Raw genomic sequence first — 5,718 nt, 5'->3', positions numbered from 1 at the left:
CTTCCCAGAGGCCCTTTCGCTCTTTTTCGGACCGCAGGGGCGGGTTCACCTTTCCCAGCGCGTCGGTTTTTGCAAAGCGCTCGCGGGAGAGGAAAAGATGGTGGGGAGTCACCTCCACGCTCCCCAGCGTGGATGACGCAATCACGGAGTCCCGCGTGCTCATGTGGCAGAAGTGAAGACGGCACCTGGCCGTATTGCACCGGCCCACCTCGCGGACGGCCCTGATCTCGCCTTCCCCAGAACGGATCCGGTCATGAGAGGCAAGATCGCAATCTTTGCCCTGCCCGACCTCCTCGGCATGGATGGTTGCGAGCGCGCCGCAGGCAGATATCTCCCGGAGCGCAGACTCAAGCTCGCCCAGTGTTATTGCCTCTCCATAACTTGACGGGGCAAAGAATGTCTCGCCAAACGCCATCGCACCACTACTCCACATCGCACGGACCGGTGTGTCATGCGTAACCCCGCTGTTGATGGCAAAACTACAGAGCGAGTTGGTTTTTGCTTCAAGGACACGCCCCCGCAGTACATCCGGCGACGTAATCGGGGGAATGGTGTTGGGCTGGTCGAGAACAACGGTCACACCCCCGGCAAGGGCGCTTTTGCTCCCGGTTGTCCAGTCCTCCTTGGCCGACTGGGGGCCACCCCGCATGTGGACATGCATGTCAACAGCTGCTGGAAGGACATACAGGCCGGTGCAGTCTATTGTCCGGTCTGCCTTCCCACCGGCTCCTGCCCCGGCATGCAGGACCTTTTCCTCCTGTACCGTGATATCCGCAGTCCGCCCTCCGGGAAGCAGGACATTGCGCAGCACAAGTACAGGAGCGGTCATACAAGAGACTTCATTTTCCGGACATAAAGGCATAGTGATGGCACCAGTCGTGATCGTGGATCACCAGAAGGGGGGAACCAGGCAATAAGTATTCAATCCTGATGGATCAATGATCCGTATGAAAAACCGGCTGCACGCTTCGGGGTGTTTCCATGAGTTGCACTGCTTCCTGCGTGCACCGGGGATGTGACTGGCTATGGACAGGACCATTAAACTCACGCTCGGAATCTTTGTTATCCTCCTGGTATCGTTTGTTGCAGTAACGGCATACAATGGCTATATCGGGCAGGCCTACCGGTCAACGCTTTCCAGTACGTATTCATATACCTGTACTCTATCGACCGATTCACCGCTCACGAACGTGACATTCTTCCTCCCCGTCCCGGCAGATCCCACCGGCAACTCCCCGATCATTGAACGCCTGAGCGCCCGGCAGATTCCCGGTATTCCGGAGAGCTGGAAAACAGAACTCTACGAAACGGGAAAAGGTACGTTTGTCAAAGTGACGGTTCCGGAGATCATCCCCCCGACCGGGACAACCACAAAGGACCCGTACACAATCACCCTGTCTGCCGGGATCAAATCCAAGCGCCTGATCGAGACCCGGGACCCGGTATCAAAGAGCCCGTTGTTCCGCCCTGTCACAGACCTAAAGACAACCAATTGCCGTGAAGGGTCGATGGCATCAACGGGAGGCCAGTGTTTCACCTACCTGACAACCCTGTACGCACAATACGGGGCCGATCCGAACGCAGAAGTGACGTTCAGGTCAGACCTTTCCGGGAAGAACTCGTGGACGATCTTCGAGCCCCAAACAAGCGAGTACCACACTTCGGTCTACCTCCTGATGTTCGGGGAACAGAAGGGATGGACACCAGTGGCCGGATATCTTGAATCCGGGATCGGTTCCTACGATGTCCCGGCCCCGTATTCCTGATATCCCCTTTTCCCTTTGAACCCAAACCGGATCTTCCAGTGCACTGCATCACGATTTCCCGATCATGACTGTTCCTCACAATCCCCATCACAGATCGGACATTCGCGCCGGTATTCCTGTCGAGATCATCCAGAAGAACGACCAGCGGACCGGAAAGAGGACGCGGGGCACCGTGCAGGAGATCCTGACGAATTCCGCGTTTCACCCGCATGGCATCAAAGTCCGCCTTACAGACGGGCGTGTCGGGCGCGTTGTAACAATCCTTTCCCCTAATAACCTGCAGAAGGACTGACCGGGCATTTGGGGGGGGACGGACTCCGGGACAAAGGTATAAGTCCTTGGATTTCCACCATCTCACTATCCGCAAGGATACATGAGATCACCGCGGGCACATGGTTCCGGCAGGCAAAAAAAGTCCCGCACTGATGCAGTATCCTCGCAGAGGACTGGTTCCCATGGAGTTTTCCGCCCAGCAGATGGACGCGCTGAAGGAGATGGCAAATATCGGGGCAGCGCACTCCGCAACAACACTCTCGCAGATGCTCGATTCTCAGATCGGTATGAACGTGCCCGAGATCAATATCGTGGATATTTCCCGGGCAGGGGAGTTTTTGAGCGATGAACTGACAACGATGGTCATTTTCGAGCTCCAGGGGGATATTCCCCACGGGGGCTTCCTCGTCCTGCATTTCCCTCGCGATTCTGCCGTCAGGACCGCCGGCATCATGCAGGGTTCGGCAGGAGCAGTTCATACCTTCGACGAGATGGACCAGAGCACGATTGTCGAGGTCGGCAATATCATGATCTCCTCGTTCCTCTCGGCAACATCCGATCTCCTGGGGTTCAATATGCTCCCCTCCCCGCCCGTACTTATTGTCGACATGGCGCATGCAGCGATAACCTCGCTGATTGCCCAGATGACGATCGATGTCGATGACGTCATCCTCTTCCGCGTTGAACTCAAGTCCGTGGAGCACAATATTGCCGGCAATATCCTCATCTTCCTTGAAGTCAACACGTTGAAGAAAGTCGAGGACCGCCTTGACGAGATGGTCCGGTCTCCACACGGGAGGTGAACGGCAGCACAAGAGTTCCCTGCCTTGCGTAATCTCCTTATTCCACCAGAACCAGAACATGATCGTGATACCATGAAGATTCTTATCGCCATATCCCCGGAAAAATTCCGGGACGAGGAACTTGCTGAACCCGTTGCTGCCCTCCAAAAAGCGGGAATCGCTTACGAAATCGCATCCACGCGGCGCGGCACCTGCACCGGCATGCTGGGAGCAAAGGCAGCAGCAACCCTCTCATTTGAGGAGGTGGATCCCAAATCCTACGATGGGTTGCTCATTGTCGGCGGGAACGGCACCCCGGCCCATCTCTGGGATGACGAGATCCTGCCGGTGTTGGTACGGTACTTCCGGGAGTCCGGGAAGGTTGTCGGGGCGATCTGCCTTGCACCGGTGGTCCTTGCACGGGCCGGCATCCTGAAAGGAAAGAAGGCCACCTACAATGAAAATCCCCTGGCGTTCCGCGAGATGAAGGGAGGTGGCGCTGTTCTCGTCAGCCAGCCAGTGGTCGCCGATACCCGGATCATAACGGCAAACGGCCCGTCCGCATCGAAAGCCTTTGCCGAGACATTCATCAAGACACTGACTGCAGTGGAATGGTAACTCCGCCATTCTCATCCCTGTTTTCCCAAAGGTCCGCTTCTCATCAGGAAACCGGCAAATCAGCCAGTATCGCATCCTTACCGGTATATAACTCACGATCAGAATCGTTTGTGTTTATTACCGATCCGGGAGAACCTTTTTCTCCATGAAACCGGGATCCTGCGTCTTTGCCATCTCGCTCCTGCTCGTCCTGCTGCTCACCGTCGCCGGGTGTTCACAGCCCGCACCCGCAAGCACACCGGTTGTCTGGATCGTGTACGGGTCGGAAAAAGGCGATCTTTCCTATACTGACGCCGCGTACCAGGGTCTTCTGGCAGCGCAGCAGAAGCAGGCCCTAATAATCCGCGAGTTCGTACCGCAGGACTTCGAAACGCTCCCGGCACTCGTGAACGCAACTACGGGAGCAGACAGGCCGGCTCTCATCATCACGGTCGGTTTCCAGTATGCCCGTTTCACAAGGGAGCTTGCTAACCAGCACAAGGATATCAGGTTCCTTGCCATCGACCAGGCAGGGATTGGGGCGGACAACATCCGGTCCTTCGAGATCACATCCTATGGCGACAGCTACCTTTCCGGGGTTCTTGCAGCTTCGGCATCACGAACACAGCAGGTCGGCATCATCATGGGAACGGAGTCGGAAGTGCTTGACACGTTCCTTGACGGGTATACGGATGGTGCACGGGCAGTCAATGCAACCATTGCTGTTGACCATGCCTATGTCCGTCATCATTCAACAGAGGGGTTTGCCGACGCCCCGGCCGCCCAAAAGAGTGCGGAGGCCATGTATCGCAATGGTACCGATGTGATCTTTGCCTGCGCCGGGTATTCCAACACGGGAGTATTCGGTGCAGCGGGAAATGCACCAGGCCGGTATGCGATCGGCACGGATTCAGACCAGTCGCCGCTTGGCCCGGAATTCATTCTTGCATCTGCTGTAAAACGGGTGGACCGGGTCGTTTTTTTTGGCATCGGGGACATCCTTGACGGCACATTCATTGGAGGGAATGTCACTGCCGGCCTTGGGGAGGGCGTTACGGGAATTGTCTTCAACCCGCGGTTTACGTTGTATAATGAAACGATCAGTATGTGGGAAACGCAGGCCCGGGCAAACGAGGAGGCCTACGTGCAGTCACGGAGCCGGAAAAGCTCCTGATGCACAGAACCATACGGGAAAAGAATGGGAGGATTGGGATTCGAACCCAAGAACCACTAAGGACCGGATCTTAAGTCCGGCGGAGTTGGCCAGCTTTCCTATCCTCCCGCATACGAATATCCTGATTGTCCTTTTGGGATAGTGAGCGCAACGCCACTGGCCAGACAGGTGCCGTGTGCTCTCCAGTACTTGGCCCTTGGATATAAAAAAAAGATTCCCTGATCGTTCTGCCGGAATCAGAGGAATGGAATGATGGTGGCAGGAAAAAGCTATGTTTTATAGGATAGCCGGGGTACTGAGTGTGAACAACCGCACGTGACTTTCATGAGTACCCTGACGCTGAACGGCTGGATGGAACAAGGCGGCCACCGGCTCAGCATTCCCGAGATCGAGAGACTGGTAAAAGACCGCCCGGATGAGCTGTCGCAGTGCGGAGGAGAATTCTTCCTTTCCTGGGACTCCTGCAGTGCCCGCGACATGTACGGGATTATGGAGGGCACCGGCCCGAAAGGTACGATCCTCTGCAAGGGGAAAAGCACCGGGACGATTGCTCCCACAGCACCGGAAATGACCCTGGAGGCAGCGATCCGTACTGCCGTGGAACTCCGCAGCGACGAAGGTGTCGTTGCCCTGTCCGGGGGAGTGGACTCAACACTCGTGGCTTCTCTTGCAAGACGGGAATGCGTTGCGGTAGGAATCGAAGGGTCGCATGACCTGAAACAGGCAAAAGTCGCAGCAGAGTCCCTCGGGCTTGCCTGTACGTTCGTGACGATCAGCGAAGAAGAGATCGCTTCAGCCCTTCCGGTCGTTGTCGGGACAATCCCGGAGAAAAACCCGGTCAATTCCGGCATCGCGCTCACCCAGTACTTCATTGCCCGCTGGGCCGGGGAGCATGGCTACCAGCGCATCATCACCGGCCAGGGAGCGGACGAACTCTTCGGGGGATATACGCGCTACTTAGAGTCGGAGACCCTTGAGGAAGACCTCCGCCGTGACTTTGCGGGTCTCGAAGCGCAGGCCCGGCGCGACCAGGCAGTTTCAGCGCTCCACGGGACGTACCCGGGCTCTTCTACACATCTGACGCTGCCGACGAAGAGGGGAGTGTAGGACTCGGGGGGGGCGTAGA

The 5,718-nt window shown here is 56.8% G+C and carries 7 protein-coding genes and 1 tRNA gene; 6 read left to right on the top strand and 2 right to left on the bottom strand.

Translation table 11 applies throughout. The annotated features are described in order from the left end of the window. Window positions 1-829: amidohydrolase family protein (locus tag CW742_RS05860; protein ID WP_292417782.1), on the bottom strand; the 829-nt coding region annotated here is incomplete at its 3' end. A gap of 196 nt (window positions 830-1,025) precedes the next feature. Here CW742_RS05860 and CW742_RS05855 point away from each other — a divergent pair. The 5 genes from CW742_RS05855 (at window position 1,026) to CW742_RS05835 (ending at window position 4,592) form a co-directional block, all read left to right on the top strand. After that, window positions 1,026-1,766 carry a hypothetical protein gene (locus CW742_RS05855; protein WP_292417780.1) on the top strand — a complete coding sequence of 247 codons (741 nt, stop codon included), beginning with the start codon at window positions 1,026-1,028 and terminating at the stop codon, window positions 1,764-1,766. Window positions 1,767-1,830: 64 nt separating this feature from the next. Beyond that, complete coding sequence (locus tag CW742_RS05850) at window positions 1,831-2,058, top strand: YwbE family protein (protein ID WP_292417776.1); 228 nt, start codon at window positions 1,831-1,833, stop codon at window positions 2,056-2,058. A 163-nt stretch (window positions 2,059-2,221) separates the two neighbouring features. After that, a complete protein-coding gene (locus CW742_RS05845) occupies window positions 2,222-2,842 on the top strand; it encodes a chemotaxis protein CheC (protein ID WP_292417773.1) in 621 nt (206 codons plus the stop codon). A 72-nt stretch (window positions 2,843-2,914) separates the two neighbouring features. Next, on the top strand, window positions 2,915-3,439 hold the full coding sequence (locus tag CW742_RS05840) for a DJ-1/PfpI family protein (protein WP_292417771.1): 525 nt from the start codon (window positions 2,915-2,917) through the stop codon (window positions 3,437-3,439). 145 nt (window positions 3,440-3,584) lie between these two features. Beyond that, window positions 3,585-4,592 (top strand): BMP family protein, encoded by a 1,008-nt coding sequence (locus CW742_RS05835; RefSeq protein ID WP_292417768.1) that lies wholly within the window; start codon window positions 3,585-3,587, stop codon window positions 4,590-4,592. A 25-nt stretch (window positions 4,593-4,617) separates the two neighbouring features. On the opposite strand, the gene CW742_RS05830 is transcribed toward CW742_RS05835, so the two are convergent. Then, window positions 4,618-4,700: transfer RNA gene (locus tag CW742_RS05830), tRNA-Leu, on the bottom strand. Window positions 4,701-4,916: 216 nt separating this feature from the next. Between CW742_RS05830 and CW742_RS05825 the strand changes: the two genes are divergently transcribed. Then, the gene (locus tag CW742_RS05825; protein WP_292417767.1) at window positions 4,917-5,699 is read left to right on the top strand and encodes an asparagine synthase C-terminal domain-containing protein; all 783 of its coding nucleotides are present in this window, start codon (window positions 4,917-4,919) and stop codon (window positions 5,697-5,699) included. The last annotated feature ends 19 nt before the right edge of the window (window positions 5,700-5,718 follow it).

It is taken from the genome of Methanoregula sp. (genome assembly GCF_002835825.1).
Taxonomy (GTDB): domain Archaea; phylum Halobacteriota; class Methanomicrobia; order Methanomicrobiales; family Methanospirillaceae; genus Methanoregula.
The sequence above is the reverse complement of the archived record's forward strand: the minus strand, read 5'-3'. Positions and strand labels throughout refer to the sequence as shown.

Bases quoted from the DNA above. Each gene is read 5' to 3' on its own strand.
- CW742_RS05835 (WP_292417768.1), top strand. From the start codon at position 3,585: ATGAAACCGGGATCCTGCGTCTTTGCCATCTCGCTCCTGCTCGTCCTG.
- CW742_RS05845 (WP_292417773.1), top strand. From the start codon at position 2,222: ATGGAGTTTTCCGCCCAGCAGATGGACGCGCTGAAGGAGATGGCAAAT.
- CW742_RS05850 (WP_292417776.1), top strand. From the start codon at position 1,831: ATGACTGTTCCTCACAATCCCCATCACAGATCGGACATTCGCGCCGGT.
- CW742_RS05855 (WP_292417780.1), top strand. From the start codon at position 1,026: ATGGACAGGACCATTAAACTCACGCTCGGAATCTTTGTTATCCTCCTG.
- CW742_RS05840 (WP_292417771.1), top strand. From the start codon at position 2,915: ATGAAGATTCTTATCGCCATATCCCCGGAAAAATTCCGGGACGAGGAA.
- CW742_RS05825 (WP_292417767.1), top strand. From the start codon at position 4,917: ATGAGTACCCTGACGCTGAACGGCTGGATGGAACAAGGCGGCCACCGG.